The 16,580-nt window shown below is 71.4% G+C and carries 18 protein-coding genes; 13 read left to right on the top strand and 5 right to left on the bottom strand.

The features are described 5' to 3' along the window. The first annotated feature begins 179 nt into the window (after nucleotides 1–179). Both AC07FA_RS26885 and AC07FA_RS26890 read left to right on the top strand, forming a co-directional pair. Nucleotides 180–1,268, top strand: a complete 1,089-nt coding sequence (locus AC07FA_RS26885; RefSeq protein WP_479078891.1) for a fatty acid desaturase family protein — start codon at nucleotides 180–182, stop codon at nucleotides 1,266–1,268. Between the two features lie 81 nt (nucleotides 1,269–1,349). Beyond that, entirely contained in the window at nucleotides 1,350–1,532 is a 183-nt protein-coding gene (locus tag AC07FA_RS26890) for a hypothetical protein (RefSeq protein WP_479078892.1), read from the top strand. An 18-nt stretch (nucleotides 1,533–1,550) separates the two neighbouring features. Here the strand turns inward: AC07FA_RS26890 and AC07FA_RS26895 are convergent, their stop codons facing one another. Further along, nucleotides 1,551–2,480 carry a hypothetical protein gene (locus AC07FA_RS26895; RefSeq protein ID WP_479078893.1) on the bottom strand — a complete coding sequence of 310 codons (930 nt, stop codon included), beginning with the start codon at nucleotides 2,478–2,480 and terminating at the stop codon, nucleotides 1,551–1,553. 232 nt (nucleotides 2,481–2,712) lie between these two features. Between AC07FA_RS26895 and AC07FA_RS26900 the strand changes: the two genes are divergently transcribed. Next, a complete protein-coding gene (locus AC07FA_RS26900) occupies nucleotides 2,713–3,618 on the top strand; it encodes an oxygenase MpaB family protein (protein ID WP_479078894.1) in 906 nt (301 codons plus the stop codon). On the opposite strand, the gene AC07FA_RS26905 is transcribed toward AC07FA_RS26900, so the two are convergent. Next, nucleotides 3,598–4,128, bottom strand: coding sequence for a PadR family transcriptional regulator (locus AC07FA_RS26905; RefSeq protein WP_479078895.1), 531 nt, complete (start codon nucleotides 4,126–4,128; stop codon nucleotides 3,598–3,600). The two genes, AC07FA_RS26900 and AC07FA_RS26905, sit on opposite strands and share 21 nt — an antisense overlap. 141 nt (nucleotides 4,129–4,269) lie before the next feature. Here AC07FA_RS26905 and AC07FA_RS26910 point away from each other — a divergent pair, with 141 nt between their 5' ends. Next, nucleotides 4,270–5,043 (top strand): alpha/beta fold hydrolase, encoded by a 774-nt coding sequence (locus AC07FA_RS26910; protein WP_479078896.1) that lies wholly within the window; start codon nucleotides 4,270–4,272, stop codon nucleotides 5,041–5,043. Nucleotides 5,044–5,060: 17 nt separating this feature from the next. Here AC07FA_RS26910 and AC07FA_RS26915 read toward each other — a convergent pair whose 3' ends face one another. Beyond that, nucleotides 5,061–5,660, bottom strand: coding sequence for a class I SAM-dependent methyltransferase (locus AC07FA_RS26915; protein ID WP_479078897.1), 600 nt, complete (start codon nucleotides 5,658–5,660; stop codon nucleotides 5,061–5,063). A 161-nt stretch (nucleotides 5,661–5,821) separates the two neighbouring features. Here AC07FA_RS26915 and AC07FA_RS26920 point away from each other — a divergent pair, with 161 nt between their 5' ends. The 5 genes from AC07FA_RS26920 (at nucleotide 5,822) to AC07FA_RS26940 (ending at nucleotide 11,095) form a co-directional block, all read left to right on the top strand. Beyond that, the gene (locus tag AC07FA_RS26920; RefSeq protein ID WP_479078898.1) at nucleotides 5,822–6,637 is read left to right on the top strand and encodes an MHYT domain-containing protein; all 816 of its coding nucleotides are present in this window, start codon (nucleotides 5,822–5,824) and stop codon (nucleotides 6,635–6,637) included. 101 nt (nucleotides 6,638–6,738) lie between these two features. Continuing rightward, the gene (locus tag AC07FA_RS26925) at nucleotides 6,739–9,405 is read left to right on the top strand and encodes a sensor histidine kinase (protein WP_479078899.1); all 2,667 of its coding nucleotides are present in this window, start codon (nucleotides 6,739–6,741) and stop codon (nucleotides 9,403–9,405) included. After that, the gene (locus AC07FA_RS26930) at nucleotides 9,402–9,836 is read left to right on the top strand and encodes a roadblock/LC7 domain-containing protein (protein ID WP_479078900.1); all 435 of its coding nucleotides are present in this window, start codon (nucleotides 9,402–9,404) and stop codon (nucleotides 9,834–9,836) included. Before AC07FA_RS26925 ends, AC07FA_RS26930 begins: the two co-directional genes overlap by 4 nt. Nucleotides 9,837–9,848: 12 nt before the next feature. Then, nucleotides 9,849–10,331: a DUF742 domain-containing protein gene (locus AC07FA_RS26935; RefSeq protein ID WP_479078901.1), complete on the top strand. Its 483-nt coding sequence runs from the start codon at nucleotides 9,849–9,851 to the stop codon at nucleotides 10,329–10,331. A 116-nt stretch (nucleotides 10,332–10,447) separates the two neighbouring features. Then, a complete protein-coding gene (locus AC07FA_RS26940) occupies nucleotides 10,448–11,095 on the top strand; it encodes a GTP-binding protein (RefSeq protein ID WP_479078902.1) in 648 nt (215 codons plus the stop codon). A gap of 47 nt (nucleotides 11,096–11,142) precedes the next feature. On the opposite strand, the gene AC07FA_RS26945 is transcribed toward AC07FA_RS26940, so the two are convergent. After that, a complete protein-coding gene (locus AC07FA_RS26945) occupies nucleotides 11,143–11,571 on the bottom strand; it encodes a PPOX class F420-dependent oxidoreductase (RefSeq protein ID WP_479079141.1) in 429 nt (142 codons plus the stop codon). A gap of 134 nt (nucleotides 11,572–11,705) precedes the next feature. Here AC07FA_RS26945 and AC07FA_RS26950 point away from each other — a divergent pair, with 134 nt between their 5' ends. From AC07FA_RS26950 to AC07FA_RS26965, 4 genes are all read left to right on the top strand, one after another. Then, a complete protein-coding gene (locus AC07FA_RS26950; RefSeq protein WP_479078903.1) occupies nucleotides 11,706–12,119 on the top strand; it encodes a roadblock/LC7 domain-containing protein in 414 nt (137 codons plus the stop codon). A gap of 109 nt (nucleotides 12,120–12,228) precedes the next feature. Continuing rightward, the gene (locus tag AC07FA_RS26955) at nucleotides 12,229–13,236 is read left to right on the top strand and encodes a DUF6397 family protein (protein WP_479078904.1); all 1,008 of its coding nucleotides are present in this window, start codon (nucleotides 12,229–12,231) and stop codon (nucleotides 13,234–13,236) included. A 69-nt stretch (nucleotides 13,237–13,305) separates the two neighbouring features. Then, nucleotides 13,306–13,794 (top strand): N-acetyltransferase family protein, encoded by a 489-nt coding sequence (locus AC07FA_RS26960; RefSeq protein WP_479078905.1) that lies wholly within the window; start codon nucleotides 13,306–13,308, stop codon nucleotides 13,792–13,794. 117 nt (nucleotides 13,795–13,911) lie between these two features. Then, a complete protein-coding gene (locus AC07FA_RS26965; protein ID WP_479078906.1) occupies nucleotides 13,912–14,970 on the top strand; it encodes an enoyl-CoA hydratase/isomerase family protein in 1,059 nt (352 codons plus the stop codon). 68 nt (nucleotides 14,971–15,038) lie between these two features. Here the strand turns inward: AC07FA_RS26965 and AC07FA_RS26970 are convergent, their stop codons facing one another. Further along, nucleotides 15,039–16,517: a rhamnulokinase gene (locus AC07FA_RS26970; protein WP_479078907.1), complete on the bottom strand. Its 1,479-nt coding sequence runs from the start codon at nucleotides 16,515–16,517 to the stop codon at nucleotides 15,039–15,041. Nucleotides 16,518–16,580 lie beyond the last annotated feature (63 nt).

Here is a 16,580-nt window from a genome sequence, read left to right on the forward strand (position 1 = left end):
AATGCGCTGTGATCCAGGTCACTCATTTCTGCGTTCAGGGACTCGTGGTGCAGCCAGCACCACCACCGGCGCGGGGGGCACGCCCCCGAAGGTTCCGGGTGGTGGCGTCATGGCTGCCGCGGGCCTTCCATCCGTACGTTTCATGAGGTCAGCGCAGATGCCCAGAGACCGGAGACGTCATGCCCCAGGCGGTAGCCACCGTTGCCGAACACGCTCCCGACGGATCGGAGGTGCCCGGCTGCTCCGAGAGTCCCGTCGGCTCCACCGCGTCCGCGACCACCGGGAGCGATTTCGCACCGCTCCTGCGGGCCGTCAAGGGCCAAGGGCTCCTGGAGCGTCGCACCGGCTGGTACGCGGCGGGCATCGCCGTGAACTTCCTCGCTCTCGGCGCCGTGATCGCCGGCCTGGTGCTCCTCGGTAACACCTGGTGGTCCCTGCTCCTGGCCCTGCCGCTTGCCCTGGTGTGGTCCCGGATCGCCTTCGTGGGACACGACGCGGGCCACTCCCAGATATCGGGCAACCGCGGAACGAGCCGGAACATCGGGCTGGTCCATTCCAACCTGCTCCTCGGAATGAACGAGGCGTGGTGGAACGACAAGCACAATCGCCACCACGCCAACCCCAACCACATAGACAAGGATCCCGACGTCGGCGTCGGGGCGCTGGTGTGGACGCAGAAGCAGGCGGCGCAGCGGGAAGGTTTTGCGCGCTGGCTCACCCGCAACCAGGCCCGGCTCTTCTTCCCGATGCTGCTCCTCGAAGGCATCGCTCTCAAGGTCTCCGGATTCCAGTTCCTGCGCAGTCAGCCGCTGCGGGAGCGGATGGTCTCGGGCGCGCTGATGGTCAGCCACCTCGCTCTGTACGCGACGCTGCTCCTGACCACCATGTCCCTCGGCAAGGCCGTCGTCTTCGCCCTCGTGCACCACGCGCTGTTCGGCCTGCACCTGGGTATGGCCTTCGCGCCGAACCACAAGGGCATGGAGATGCCCGACCCGGACGGCGAGCGCTGGGGTCACCTCCAGCGTCAGGTGCTCACCTCGCGCAACGTGCGGGGCTCCGCGCTCAACGACTGGTTCCTGGGCGGACTGAACTACCAGATCGAGCACCACCTCTTCCCGAGCATGCCCCGCCCCCACCTCCGGCTCGCCCAGCCGCTGGTCAAGGCCCACTGCGAGGCGATCGGCATGCCGTACGCGGAGACCGGACTCTTCGAGTCCTACCGGCAGGCGCTGACCCACATGCACGAGGTCGGCGAACCGCTGCGATAAGCGGCGCTTCCCTGGAACCGATGGACGCGTACGAGCGTTCTCACAGCAGGAGCGGCTCCGGCCGCGAAGGAGGCGTGGACCATGTCCAACGGTGCGAAGATCGCCCTCGGCGGAGTTGTCGCGGCAGCAGTCCTGTGGCCGCTCATCGGTTTCTGGTGGGCCCTGCTCGTGCTGATCGGGGTGCCCGCGGTGGGGTATCTGATGCTGGACCCGTCCCAGCGACGCAGGCTCCGCAGGGTCAGCCGCAAGCAGATAGGCCGCTGACCCGGCGCCCGTAGCCGCTCAGGCGGGCCGGACGGCCATGTCGTCCAGTGCCTTCAGCAGGCCGGGCAGTTCGGGCCCGCGTCCGACCGGCAGCACCTCACCCGGTTCGTCGTCCAACAGGACGAACGCGATGTCGTTGGTCCTCGCGACCAGCGACCAGCCGGGGCCGTCGACGCGCAGGGTGCGCGCGCCGCCCGGTGCGAACGCCGACCGGATGCGGCCGGGCGGCGGCGGAGCGTCGGTATACGCACGGGCTTCGTCGAGAACCCTCCGTACGCCGGGATGCCGGCCGGAGGGCGAGGTGGAGCCGACGCCCTCCCCGTCGGGCGTGCCGGTACTTTCCTGTGCCTCCGCCGCGTCGCCTTCGCGTCCGCCTGCCGCGTCCTGGGCGGGCGCGCCGTGCCCGGCCCCGGTCTTCTCATCCGCCTGCCGGCCGAAGGCCGTCTCGTCGTCGACCTGCTCGCGCCACGCCGCCCACTGCGCGGCGACCTCGTCCGCGCCCAGGCGCCGCTGAGCGGGTCCCCAGGTCTCCGTGTCCGGCGGGGCCAGCGGGAGCGGCTCCTCGCCCCCGGCCTCCGGGTCGGGCGGCGGGTCGTGCGGGGCGGGGACTCCCGGCGCGGCGACCGCCACCGCGAGCGGCCAGCCCGGCAGCGCGCAGACCACGGAACGGTCGTCGGGCGAGAGGTCGTACTCCATCCCGCAGTCCCAGGAGGCGATGGCGACCGCGACCAGCGAGACGTCGTCGACGACCACGGTCCACCGGGCCCCGCCGCCGTCCTGGCCCAGCACCAGGCCGTACCCCTCGGCATACGGCTCAAGAGCCAGCGCGCCGCACGCGGCCACGTAGTCGTCGCCCAGCACACTCGGGAACTGCGCGGGCGTCAGCAGCACCGCGGTCAGCACATACAGTGCGTCGTCGTCGGCGACCGTGTCATGCGTCCCGGCCACAGCGCCCTCCTCGTTCTCGTCATGGCGTGATCCGTCGGCCCGCACCTTAACCAGTCGGTAACCCCGTCGTCGAGGCCCTGACAACCGGGCCTCGGCCGGAGGTGTACCGCCGGCCGTGGACCGGAATGCGTCGCTCCAGGCTGGGCAGATCCCCCGGAGCGCTCCGCGCGCGGGCAGCCGCTCCGTCCTTCTCCTCGTAAGCTTGGACGTCCGGCCGAACAAGGGGGACAGCATGGCGAAGCGGTACGACCGGCTGAAGGAGATTCAGCAACTGGACCCGGAGCGGGACTTCCTGGAGATCTACCGGCTGACCGTGGCGTACGAGTTCCCCTGGGACGTCACCCGCGCCCTGGAACTCGCCCTCTACCGCACCTACGCCGTCCCCAGCATCGGACGACTCCTCGCGGAGACGGCCGAACTGACGGACCGTTCGCAGAAGAGGTACGACGACACCGCGCTGCTCCTGGACACCGTCGCCGAGCACGGATTCGCCAGTGAGGCCGGACGCACCGCCGTCCGGCGGATCAACCAGATGCACCGCAGCTACGACATCAGCAACGACGACATGCGCTATGTGCTGTGCACCTTCGTCGTCACACCGAAACGCTGGCTGGACACCTACGGATGGCGCCGGCTCTCCAGCCATGAGCTGACCGCCTTCGCCGTCTACTACCGGACGCTCGGCGCGCACATGGGCATCAAGGACGTGCCGCAGACGTACGAGGACTTCGAGCGCACGCTCGACACCTACGAGGAAGCGCACTTCGGCTGGGACGAGGGAGCGCGCGAGGTCTCCGACGCCACCCTCGCCCTGATGGCCTCCTGGTATCCGGGGCCCCTCGCCCCCGTCGTGCGCGGCGCCAGCCTCGCTCTCCTGGACGACTCACTCCTGCGGGCCTTCCGTTACGAGCGGCCGGGCCCCGTGGCCCGCGGGCTGACCCGTGGGGCGCTGCGCCTGCGGGCCCGGGCGGTACGCCTCCTGCCGCCCCGCTCCACGGCTCACTACGCACGCCTCAATCCGGAGATCAAGGGATATCCGGACGGCTACGAGGTCGCCGCGCTCGGTACGTTCCCCACCCCGGGTGTGCGCGGCTGCCCGGTCGCGCACGTGCGGGGGTCAGACGCTCCGGTCGAGTGACTCCAAGGTGGCCCGCAGCCACCGCAGTTCCGCTTCGGTTGTCGCCCGGGCGATCGTGAGAACGCCCCGGCGGAACGGGTCGTCCACTTCCTCCGCGCGCAGCGGCCGGTCCCCCTCGTAGAAGAAGCTCGCCGGCTCTTCCAGGAACGCCAGCCGCTGCCGCAGCACGTCCGCCTGAGCCACGGGGTCCGGCAGATGCCGGAGGAATGCCAGGAGGCCGAACCAGCGGTTCTCGTCGGTGATGTCCCCGCGGGCGGGCTGCGAGAGCCGCCGGAGCAGCTCCGCCCTGCCCTCGTCGGTCAGGGTGAGCACATGGCGCGGGGCCGCTGTCGCGCCCGGCTGCGTCTCCCTGGCCAGCAGCCCCGCCTTCTCCAGCCGCTTGATCGCCGGATACAGCGTGCTCTCCGCGACCGGCCGCACATGCCCGGTGAGGGCGGTGATGCGTTTACGCAGCTCGTAGCCGTGCAACGGGTCGGCGTACAGAAATCCAAGGATGGCGAGCTCCAGCATGCCCGCATTCTGCCCCATGGCGGGTACAGCGGCAGCGTCATACCGCTATGGCGCTATACATCGGGTCGGATGTATCGTGCGGGCTCGGCCGCGTGCGACGCGGGCCGCGGACCGGTGGAGCTCGGGCAGAGGAGAGGTTCGATGAATGAGGCGAAGTTCGACGAGCGGGGCAGCAGGATCCGGTGGACGGAGTCGGCGGCGAGGCCGGACGCCGGGGGAACGGCGACGGTCTATGTGCACGGCCTCGGGGCGATGTCCGCCCCGTACCACGCCCATATCGCCGCCCACCCGGCCCTCGCGGGGCGGCGGTCTCTCTTCGTCGACCTGCCGGGGCACGGCACCAGTGACCGTCCCACGGACTTCGGGTACACCCTGGAGGACCACGCCGGCGCCCTGGCCGCCGTGCTGGACGAAGCGGGGGTGAGCGGCGCGGAACTCGTCGGCCACAGCATGGGCGGTGCGGTGGTCATCGTGCTCGCCCACCGGCGGCCCGACCTGGTCGCGCGCCTGGTGCTGACCGAGGCCAATCTCGACCCCTACCCGCCGGGGACGATCGGGGAGAGCGGCATTGGCGCGTGGACGGAGGAAGCCTTCGTGCACGGTGGTGGCTTCGCCCGCGTACTGGAGGGTGTCAGCCCGATGTGGGCGGCGACGATGCGGCTCGCGGACCCGCTGGCACTGCACCGCACCGCGACCGGGCTGATGCGTGGAACCGACCCCACCATGCGCCGCATGCTCATGGAGTCGACGGCGGACCGCACCTATCTGCAAGGCGCCCTGAGCGGTGAACTGCCGGGCGCGGAGGAGCTGATGGACGCGGGTGTGCGCGTGCTCACCGTTCCCGGCGCGGCGCACTGCATCATGTTCGACCGGCCCGACGCGCTGGTGGGAGCCATCGCCGAACGTTCCGGGTGACCTTGCGGTTCGGAAGGTCAGCCGACGCGTACGGCGCGGACGAGGAAGCGGTCGTCCTCGTCGACGTACGTGTCCATGCGCCACCCCGAACCGGCCAGCAGGGGACCGAGCATGGGCTCGGACCGCAGATCGTCGTCGGTGATCGCCCGGCCGTGCCGCGCCGCGAGCGCGGCCCGGCCGACCGGGTGGAACAGGGCCAGCTGCCCGCCGGGCCGCACCACGCGCGCGAGCTCCCGCAGATTCGCCCCGGGCTGCGCGAGATGGGAGATCAGGCCTGCCCCGAAGACCGCGTCGAGCACCCCGTCCCGCAGGGGCAGCCGTGCGACGTCGGCGAGAACCAGTGCGCCGCTGCGGTCGCGTCCGGCGCGCACCGCCGTTTCGAGCATGGCGGGTGTGAGATCCACACCCAGCACGATGCCCTCGGACCCGACCGCCTCGCGAAGGGCGCCCAGCGCGCGCCCCGTACCGCAGCCCGCGTCGAGCACCGCGTCGCCCCGCGTCAGCCCGAGCGCGGTGACGGCGGCGGTGTACGCCGGACCGTCATCGGGAAAGCGGCTGTCCCAGTCGGCGGCCCGGACGGTGAAGAAGTCCTGGACGTGTGTGCGGTCGTCAGTCATACGCACATGATCGCGCAGCGCCCATGCGAACGAAACGGGAAGACGCGGTGCACACGTTCGAGCACTGTGCGATCGTTCGGGAACATCTCTCTGTCATATTCCATCAGCTTTCGAACTGCGCCCCTGGTGTGCGCCCCCGATGGGGCTAGCGTCCCCGGTTCATGGGACACCTGGACCACGCCACCTTCGGCTGGCTGACACCCGCACTGTCGTACGCGATGGCCTGCATCGGAGCCGCGCTCGGACTGCGCTGCACCGTGCGCGCGCTCGGCACGGAGGGCCGCTCGCGTCGCAACTGGCTGCTCACCGCAGCCTCCGCCATCGGCACGGGCATCTGGACGATGCACTTCGTCGCGATGCTCGGATTCGGTGTCACCGGCACCGACATCCGGTACCACGTGCCGCTCACCCTGCTCAGCCTGCTCGTCGCCATGGTGGTGGTCGGGGCCGGGGTCTTCGCCGTCGGATACGGCCGCGGCCGGCCCCGGGCGCTGCTGATCGGGGGCCTCACCACCGGACTCGGCGTCGCCAGCATGCACTACATCGGCATGGCCGCCCTTCGGCTGCACGGCACGATCCGGTACGACCCGCTCCTGGTGACGCTCTCCGTGGTCATCGCCGTCGTCGCCGCCACCGCCGCGCTCTGGGCCGCGCTCAACATCAGGACAGCGGGCGCCGTCGCCCTCGCCTCCCTCGTCATGGGAGCGGCGGTCAGCAGCATGCACTACACCGGAATGTTCGCCGTCGACGTGGGGGTCGTGCCCTCCGGAAGCCGGCTGCCCGGCGCCACGGTCATGCAGTTCATCTTCCCGCTGGCCGTCGGCCTCGGCTCCTACCTCTTCCTCACCTCGGCCTTCGTCGCCCTCTCGCCTACGGCGAGCGAGCGGGCTGCCTACGCCTCGGCCGAACGGTCCGGCTCGGCGCCCCCCGACCCCGTACGCGATCCCACGGACGCACACGCGGCCCCTGCCCCCTGATACCGGCGACGCCCCGCACTCCGCATCCCTCACCCCGCCAGGAGGCGGACGCACCCCCCGCACCACGTGTCACACAGAGCTCACACCGGAACGAGGAGGCCATGCGCCCACCCCGCACTACCCCGGAGACCGGCGCACCCGTCGCCCGGCCCGCGCCCCCGACGCGCGGACGGCGCGCGCACGCAGGGCCGCCGGCCGACGAACGGCACGAGCGGGAGGCGTGGGCGCACACGCCGGAGGAAGAGCCCGAGTCCCGCCGCCTGTCCCTGCGTCCCAGGACCGTACGGGCCAAGATCATCTCGCTGCTCATGGTGCCCGTCGTATCGCTGCTCGCCCTGTGGGGCTTCGCCACGGTCACCACGGCCCAGGACGTCGCCCGCCTGCGCCAGTTGCAACGGGTGGACTCCACCGTGCGGGGGCCGGTCTTCGACGCCGTCGACGCCCTGCAGGTCGAACGCAAGGCGGCCCTGCGTCAACTCGTCGCCCCCGACCGGGGACACGCGGCCGAACTGCGGCAGCACACCCGGCGCACCGACAGCGCGCTCGCCGCACTCCGGCTCGGCGAGAACCACACGGTCGCCGACGCGGGCGGCCTTCCGGCCGGGGTCGCGGACCGGCTCAACGCCTTCCTGGACCGCACGGGGCAACTCGGCGCGCTGCGCACCCGTCTGCTGGAACCGCCGAGCGCCGGGACCAGGGGCCGGGACACGGAGGCCGACCAGGACGCCGCGTACACGCAGTACACCGAGGCCGTCACAGCGGCGTTCGGCGTGTCCGGCGCGCTCACCGGCATCCAGGACGCCGAACCCGGCTCCGACGCCCGGGTCCTGCTAGAACTGAGCCGGTCCGGCGAGATGCTGTCCCGGGAGGACGCGCTGCTCGCCACGGCATCCCTCACCGGAACGCTCGACGGCCCGGAACTCCGCCGGTTCACGGGCGCCGTCGAGAGCCGCCGCAGCCTCGCAGGCTCGGCAGGGGCCGACCTCCCCGCCGCCGCGGGCAGGGGATGGCGGTCCCTCACCGACGAAGCCGCGTACCGCGGGATTCAGGCGGCCGAGGAGAAGGTGCTGGCCGCCGAGCCCGGCCGCAAGGCCGCGGGCGCTGTCCCCGCAGCCGAGTGGGGACGGGACGCCGCGACCGTACGAACCGGGCTGCGCGCGATCGAGACGACTGCCGCGCGCGCCGCGGCCGACCGCGCCGATCCGCTGGCGGGCGGCCTGCTGAGTGCCGCCGGGGTCGCGGTCCTCTTCGGATTCCTCGCCGTCGCCGCCTCGCTCGTCATCTCCGTACGCATCGGGCGCGCGCTCGTCGTCGAACTCGTCAGCCTCCGCAACAGCGCCCTCCAGATCGCCCGGCACAAACTGCCCCACGCCATGCAGCGCCTACGGGAGGGCGAAGAGCTCGACATCGAGGCCGAGGCACCGCCCGGCCGGTCCACACCCGACGAGATCGGCCAGGTGGGCGAGGCACTCGACACCGTCCACCGGGCCGCCCTCAGTGCCGCCGTCGAACGCGCGGAACTCGCCAGCGGGATCTCCGGAGTCTTCGTCAACCTCGCCCGCCGCAGTCAGGTCCTCGTCCACCGCCAGCTCAACCTCCTGGACGGCATGGAGCGCCGCGCCGAGGACCCCAACGAACTGGGCGACCTCTTCCGGCTCGACCACCTGACCACCCGCATGCGGCGCCACGCCGAGAGCCTGATCATCCTCTCCGGCTCGGCCCCCGGGCGCGCCTGGCGGATGCCCGTACCGCTGACCAACGTGGTCCGCGCCGCCGTCTCGGAGATCGAGGACTACGCACGGGTCGAGGTGCGCCAGCTGCCCGATGCGGCGGTGAAGGGCGACGCGGTCGCCGACCTGACCCACCTGCTCGCCGAACTCATCGAGAACGCCGCACAGTTCTCGCCGCCGCACACCAAGGTGCGGATCAGCGGCGAACCCGTGGGCAACGGCTACGCCCTGGAGATCGAGGACCGGGGGCTGGGCATGGGCGGCGAACTCCTCGCCCAGGCCAACCGGCGGATCGAACAGTCCGAGACCCTCGACCTCTTCGACAGCGACCGCCTCGGGCTCTTCGTCGTCAGCCGGCTCTCGGCCCGCCACCACATCAAGGTCAAGCTGCGCACCTCGCCCTACGGCGGTACGACCGCGGTCGTCCTCGTACCGACCGCGTTGCTGCCGAGCGGCCTCCCCGCGGGCGAGACATCCGCCGCGGCGGGTACGGGTTCCGCGAGAGCGACGATGGACCGGGACGGCACCGACCGGGCGGACGCGGGACCGCGCCCGATGCGCCCGCGCGCCACCGCGTTCCCCGCCCCGGTCGCCGTGCCCGCCATCGAGTCGGCACCCGCCCCCGGCACGGCGCCCGTCACCAGCCTGCGGCAGCGCCAGCGTCCGCGAACGACGGACGACGGCACATCAGGCCGCGCGCGCCTCACCGAACGGACGGACCGCACGGATCGGACGCACGGGCCGGACCCCGCGGACGGGGGCGACGGAGACGACCTGCCCCGCCGTGTACGGCAGGCAAGCCTCGTCCCCCAACTGCGGGAGAAACCACGCCCCGAAGCGCCCGGGAACAGCGTCGACGGCGCTTCGTCGCCGACCGAGCGCACCCCGGAACAGGCCCGCGACCGCATGACCGCGTACCGCGACGGATGGGTCCGCGGTGGCGGCCCCGCCCCCGGACATACGGCTCCGCGAGCCGCCCCCGCGCAACCCCGGCCGCACACCGGACCCCGTCACCCCATCGAAGGAGACCAGGCATGACCCTGAACGAATGGACGGCGGGGTCCCGTCGCTCCGGCGAACTCGACTGGCTGCTGGATGACATGGTGACGCGGGTCGGTGAGGTACGGCACGTCGTCGTGCTCTCCGGCGACGGCCTGGCCGTCGGCGCCTCCAGCGCGCTCAGCCGCGAGGACGCCGAGCACCTCGCGGCGGTGGCCTCCGGCTTCCACAGCCTCGCCAAGGGAGCGGGCCGGCACTTCAGGGCCGGGGGAGTGCGGCAGACGATGGTCGAGATGGACGACGGCTTCCTCTTCGTGGCCGCGGCCGGGGACGGTTCGTGCCTCGCGGTGCTGAGCACCGCCGCCGCCGACATCGGCCTGGTCGCGTACGAGATGGCGCGCCTCGTGAAACGAGTCGGCGAGCACCTGCGGACCCCACCGCGGCTCGTCGGGCCCCAGACGGCGGGCTGACGGGACGGAGACGTGCGCATGACCGAGGAACCCGAACACACGAAGGCGCCCCGCGTTCCGTCCGGTGCCCACGCCCGGTACCCGGCACGGGAGAAGGCGGACGAGGAGGCGCTGCCGGGCAGCCAGTGGTACGACGCCGAGGCCGGCCCCCTGGTCCGTCCGTACGCGATGACGGGCGGACGCACCAAGGCCGGCCCCAGCGGGGTGCGCTTCGACCTGATCGCGCTCGTCGACATCGCCGACACCATCCCCGACGACGCCGACGAGTCCCTTCTCGGCCCCGAACACCGGGCGCTGCTCACGCTGTGCCGCCGCGAGACGCAGTCGGTCGCGGAACTCGCGGCCGACGCCGACCTGCCGGTCGGGGTGGTGCGGGTACTGCTCGGGGATCTGCTCGAAGCGGGCCATGTGCGGGTCAGCCGCCCCGTACCGCCCGCTCAACTGCCCAACGAGCGCATTCTGCGCGAGGTGATCGACGGCCTCCGGGCCCTGTGACAGCCACGTCCCCCACGGGCGCCGTACCGACGCACGAAGATACTCGAACGAGCTCGACACGATGGCTCCGACCAGCATGTCTCCATCGTGAGGCTCATGCGTGAGAGAAGTGACCGATGCCCTCCGAGCACGTTGAGAACACTGACACCACGGCCGGGGAGGAAAGCGGCGAGTCCACCGCCCTCGCCCTGAAGATCCTGGTCGCAGGCGGCTTCGGGGTCGGGAAGACGACCCTGGTCGGAGCCGTGAGTGAAATCCGGCCCTTGCGTACCGAGGAACTGCTCAGTGAGGCGGGGCAGACGGTCGACGACACCGGCGGAGTCGATCGGAAGACCACCACGACCGTGGCCATGGACTTCGGCCGCATCACCATCAGATCCGGCCTGTCGCTGTATCTGTTCGGCACACCGGGGCAGGACCGCTTCTGGTTCCTCTGGGACGAGCTGTCCCAGGGCGCACTCGGAGCTGTGGTCCTCGCCGACACCAGACGGCTGGAGGACTGTTTCCCGGCCGTCGACTACTTCGAGCACCGGCGCATCCCCTTCGTCGTCGCCGTGAACTGCTTCCCCGGCTCCCGTACTTACGGGGCACAGGACGTGTCGCGGGCCCTGGACCTCGATCAGGGCACGCCGGTCGTGCTGTGCGACGCGCGCGACCGCGACTCCGGAAAAGAAGTCCTGATCCGTATGGTCGAGTACGCCGGGCGGATGCACACCGCCCGGCTCCTCGACTCCGTCGGTCAGGGCCTGTCCGCCGGATCGTGACCGGATGACGCCGCCCATGAGCCGCCGGCCCGGCCCTGGTCACGTCGTCAGTCGGCCACGGCGGCCATCGCCGTCACCTTGTCCACGCGTACGCGCACGACGAGTTCGCCGGGCACGCCGTTGCGCGCGCCGAACTCCTCGGCCGCCTCCTGGCCCATGTAGCGGGACCCGATCCGGGTCGCCCAGTGCCGCAGTTCGGCAGGGTCCTCGCTGAGTTCGGCATGTCCTTGGAGCACGACGAACGCGAAGGGCGGGCGGTCGTCGTCGACGCAGACCGCCACGCGGTTGTCGCGCGCGAGATTGCGGCCTTTCACGCTCTCCTTACCGGTGTTGAAGACAAGATCGTCACCGTCGAGCAGAAACCAGACGGGGGCGATGTGGGGGCTGCCGTCGGCGCGAACGGTCGACACCTTGCCTGTGCGCGTGCCCTCCGAAACGAAGGAATGCCATTCGTCCTGAGTCATGTGGTGTGCCATGGAGTCCATCTTCGGACGGGCAGGGGCGTGGCGCGAAGCGACGCCCCGGCGCACGAGAGGCGCTTGCCCGCACGGGAGCGGTACGCGAGGCTTACGCCCGATGTGGGGAACGTATGAGCGGGGAGGAAGAACGCATGGCGTTGGACCGGGGACTTGACTGGCTCCTTGACGATCTGACCGGCCGGGTGGAGCACGTACGGCACGCACTGGTGCTGTCCAACGACGGCCTCGTGACCGGGGCGAGCACGGGACTGGCACGCGAGGACGCGGAACATCTCGCTGCGGTGTCGTCGGGCCTGCACAGCCTGGCCCGGGGGTCGGGCCGGCACTTCAGAGCCGGGCGGGCACGGCAGACCATGGTGGAGTTCGACGAGGCGCTGTTGTTCGTGACGGCCGCGGGCGAAGGCAGCTGTCTGTGTGTACTGAGCGCGGCCGAGGCCGACGTCGGCCAGGTCGCCTACGAGATGACCCTGCTCGTGAACCGGGTCGGCGAACACCTGGGTGTCGGGATACGTAACGGCGGTGCAGACGGCCCCAGTCGCCTCTGACCTGCGTCATTCGTCCGGCCGAGAAGTTATCCACAGGCCGGACGGGACATGCCTCCTCCGGGCTACCGTGATCACACAGAGTATTCGAGCCTCACGGGGGAGGACAGTCATGGCTGTTACGGAAGCGACGCGCAGGCACGCCGTCGGCGGGGCCGATGGTACCGACGCGGGCACCTCGGTCACGGTGGCCGCGAGCCGAGCCGCGCAGCAACTGGAGCTGAGGCGCGGCGAGTTCGAACTGGCCGTGCACCTCGGGCTGATCGGCGTCACCGCGGGGCAGGGCGGTGGACGGCCCCGGGTTCGCAGCGAGGAGATCGGCCGACTGCGCGCGGAGGCCGGTTTCCCCGAAGCGTTGCGTGACCGGGTGCGGACGGTGGGGACGGCGGAGGGGGCCGGACTGCTCGGTATCAGTCCCGTCCGGTTCACACGGCTGGCCCGGGTGGGGTGCGTCTCGCCGGTCTCGTTCTATCTCAACCGCTACCGCGCTGTGGTGTGGCTGTATCTCGCCGAGGAGCTCGCCCGGTTCGCCACCCGGGAGCCGGGGCTGCTCGCGGGGAAGAGTCCTGTGGGGATGCGTACGATGCTGGAGGCAGGCACCGACTGGCGGGCGCGCAACTGGCGTTCGGGCAGGATCGACAGGCTGCTGAGCCGCACCGAGGATGCCTGGGCGCGCGCCTCCGTGCAGGCGTCCGCGCTCGATCCGGTCCAGCTCGCTGAGGTGGTCGACGATCCGTACGAGCGCGCCTACCTGGCCAGGGTCAGGCCGGAGCCGGTCTTCGGGCGGCCGGGGTCGGTGAGCGGCCGGGAGATCATGGCGCAGCTGATGCTCGCCGATGATCCGGACGAGATCCTGTGGCGGCGGGTCAGTCTGACCCTGGAGCTGGACCGGGCCCGTGAGGCCAGGCCGGCCCCGCGTCCGGGCGAGGAACGAGGCGGCCGGGTCGGATCCGAGGGGATGGGTGAGCGGCCGGAGGCAGCGGTCGTCACGGAGCCGCAGGAACCGGGGGAGGCGCCCGCGTCAAGGGAGACATCCGCGACAGCGCCCCAACGTGGATCGGGGACCGGCCTGTTGGCCCGGCTCGGGCTGCCCAGGCGGAGGCGGGTGCCATCGCCGTAGCCCCTCGGGTGCCGAGCCGCTCGCGCAAACGATTCGCGGCCCGCGAGAGGAGCAGGCATTCTGACCATCATGTTGATCAGGGAAGCCGCGAACGAGGACTGGCCCGCCATCTGGCCGTTCTTCCACGAAATCGTCGCCGCGGGCGAGACGTTCACCTACCCCGTCGGCCTCGGCAGGGACGAGGCGCGCGAGTGGTGGCTCCTGCCGTCGCCGAGCCTTGCCGTGGTCGCGGTCGACGAGTCCGGCACCGTCCTCGGTACGGCCAAGATGAACCGTAACCACATGGGCAACAGCTCGCACATCGCCAGCGCCAGTTACATGGTCGACCCCGCCCACTCCGGCAAGGGCGTGGGCCGTGCCCTGTGCGAGTACAGCGTGGAGTGGGCCCGCACGGCCGGTTTCCGGGCGATGCAGTTCAACGCCGTGGTGGAGACGAACGTCCACGCGGTTCGCCTGTACAGGTCGCTCGGCTTCGAGGTGCTGGGGACCCTGCCGGAGGGCTTCAACCATCCGGTCAAGGGCTACGTCGGGCTGCACATCATGCACAAGGCTCTCTGAGCGGGGTGCGAGGTGGTCACCCGCTGTCAGGGCCGGGTGACCTCCATCGCAGAATGACAGGGAAAGATCCTCCACGACCGGCGGAAGACACGCCCAGGCCCTGACCGGAGCGCATAGATGAACGACGACACCGTCCTGCTGCACACCGAAGGCCGTACCTTCCACATCACCCTCAACCGGCCACGGGCACTCAACGCGCTGACCCACGCCATGGTGCGGCGCGTAGACGAAGGGCTCACGACAGCCGAGCAGGACGACGCGATCGTCGCCGTCGTGATCAGCGGGGCGGGGGAGCGGGGCCTGTGCGCCGGCGGCGACATCCGCTCCATCCACGACGACGCGCGCGCCGGGGGCGAGGAGTCATTGGACTTCTGGCGCGACGAGTACCACCTCAACGCCCGCATCGCTCGTTTCCCCAAGCCGTACGTCGCGCTCATGGACGGCATCGTGATGGGAGGCGGCGTAGGTGTGTCCGCCCACGGCGACGTCCGTATCGTCACGGAGCGCTCGCGCGTCGCCATGCCCGAGACCGGCATCGGATTCGTCCCCGATGTCGGCGGCACCCACCTCCTGGCATCGGCCCCCGGCGAACTCGGCACCCACCTGGCGCTCACCGGGCAGGCGGTCGGCGCGGCGGACGCCGTGCTCTGCGGCCTCGCCGACCACTTCGTACCCTCGGAGCGGCTGCGGGAGCTCACCGAGGCACTCGCCGGGAGCACCAGCCCCGAGGCAGTGGTGCGAACGGTACGGGGGTACGCGTCCGATGCACCCGAAGGCGAGCTCGCGATGCACCGCGAATGGATCGACACCTGCTACGCGGCCGACACCGTCGAGGAGATCATCGACCGGCTCAACGCCAGCGGGGTGACCGCGGCGAAGGAGACCGCCGAGACACTCCTCGCCAAGTCACCCACGGCGCTCAAGGTCACGCTCGCAGCCGTGCGCCGCGCTCGGCACCTCGCCAGTCTGGAAGCGGCGCTCGACCAGGAGTACCGCGTCTCCTGCCGGGCTTTCACCGCGCACGACCTCGTGGAGGGGGTGCGGGCACAGATCATCGACAAGGACCGCGACCCCAAGTGGCACCCGGCCGAACTCACGGACGTCACCGAGGCCGACGTAGTGCACTACTTCGCGCCGCTGGGTGAGCGGGAACTTGGCCTCGGGTCCCCCGCGTAGTTCCGTTCCCTCCGACGGAACCACGGCACCGGCCTACCCGGAGCGCTCAGGTCACCGGCGCAGGTCACTCAGCGGTTCTCCAGCCGGGCCGCCGCGCGGTCCCAGTCCCGCCGATCCGCGCGCGGACTGTAGTGCCGCAGATCCTGCGTACGGGCGACGAGCCGGCGCATGTCCGCGAGGTCGCCCACCAGACCGTGGGCCCGTGCCTGGAGCAGGATGTTGCCGAGCGCCGTCGCCTCGGCCGGCCCCGCCGTCACCGGCAGGCCGGTCGCGTCGGCGGTCCACTGGCACAGCAGCTCGTTGCGCGAACCGCCGCCGACCAGGTGGACACGGGTCAGCTCCCGGCCCGCCAGTTCGGCGGCCTGCCGCAGGGTCCGCCGATGGGCCAGCGCCAGACTCTCCAGCACACACCGCACGTAGCCACCACGGCTGTCCGGCGGCGTCTGCCCGGTCCGTACGAGAAAGGCGTCGATCCGGGCCGGCATGTCACCGGGCGCCAGGAAATCCGCGTCGTCCGGGTCCAGGACCGCGGCGAACGGCCGCGCTCCCGCCGCCTCCGCGAGGAGTTCCGGCAGGCTCGGAGCCGTACCCGCCCGGTCCCAGGTGCGACGGCACTCCTCCAGCAGCCACATGCCCATGATGTTGCGGAGATAGCGGACCGTACCGTCGACCCCGCGCTCATTGGTGAAGTTCGCGGCCCGCGACCGGCCGGACAGCACCGGCGCGTCGAGTTCGAGCCCGGCGAGGGACCAGGTGCCGCACGAGACATAGGCGAAACCGGACTCCGAGGCCGGTACGGCCGCGACCGCCGAGGCCGTGTCGTGCGAGGCGACCGTCGTGACCGGAGTACGGGCGGGCAGCCCGGTGAACTCCGCGACATGCGGCAGCAGCGTGCCCGCCGGGTCACCGGGTTCGCGCAGAGGGGGAAACAGCGAACGCTCCAGCCCCAGCCGATGGATCAGCGCATCGGACCAGGTGCCGCCGCGCGCGTCGAGAAGGCCGGTCGTCGACGCGTTGGTGATCTCCGCGCCCAACTCGCCGGTCAGCCAGTGCACCAGCAGATCGGGCATCAGCAGCAGCTTCCGGGCCGCACGCCACTGTGCGGTCGAACGGTGCGCGGCCAGCTGGAACACCGTGTTGAACGCCAGGTGCTGCAATCCACTGACGGCGTACAGCTCCCGCGCACCGCAGCGCGCGAGCACCCGGGCGGAGGCGGCGGCGTTACGGCTGTCCCGGTAGTGGAACGGCATCCCGAGCAGCGCCCCGTCGGCATCGAGCAGACCGTAGTCGACGGCCCAGGTGTCGATCCCGATGGACGTCACCGGCCCCTGGCGCCCGGCAGCACGCAGCCCGTCCAGCACCCCCTGGTACAGGGCGAGCACGTCCCAGCGCAGCCCGTCCGGCAGCCGCACCGGGGTGTTCGGGAAACGGTGCGCCTCGGTCAGTACCAGTGTGCCGGGGCCGGCCCTGCCCGTGATGACCCGGCCGCTGGTGGCACCGAGATCCACGGCGGCGAACACCGCGTCGTGTCGTGAAGTGGCGGGCATTGAATCACTCATCCGATCCGGGCGGGGCCGCACCAGACCGTCGGCGGACCCCGGTACGCCGGA

The organism is Streptomyces sp. NPDC045968 (assembly GCF_056430475.1).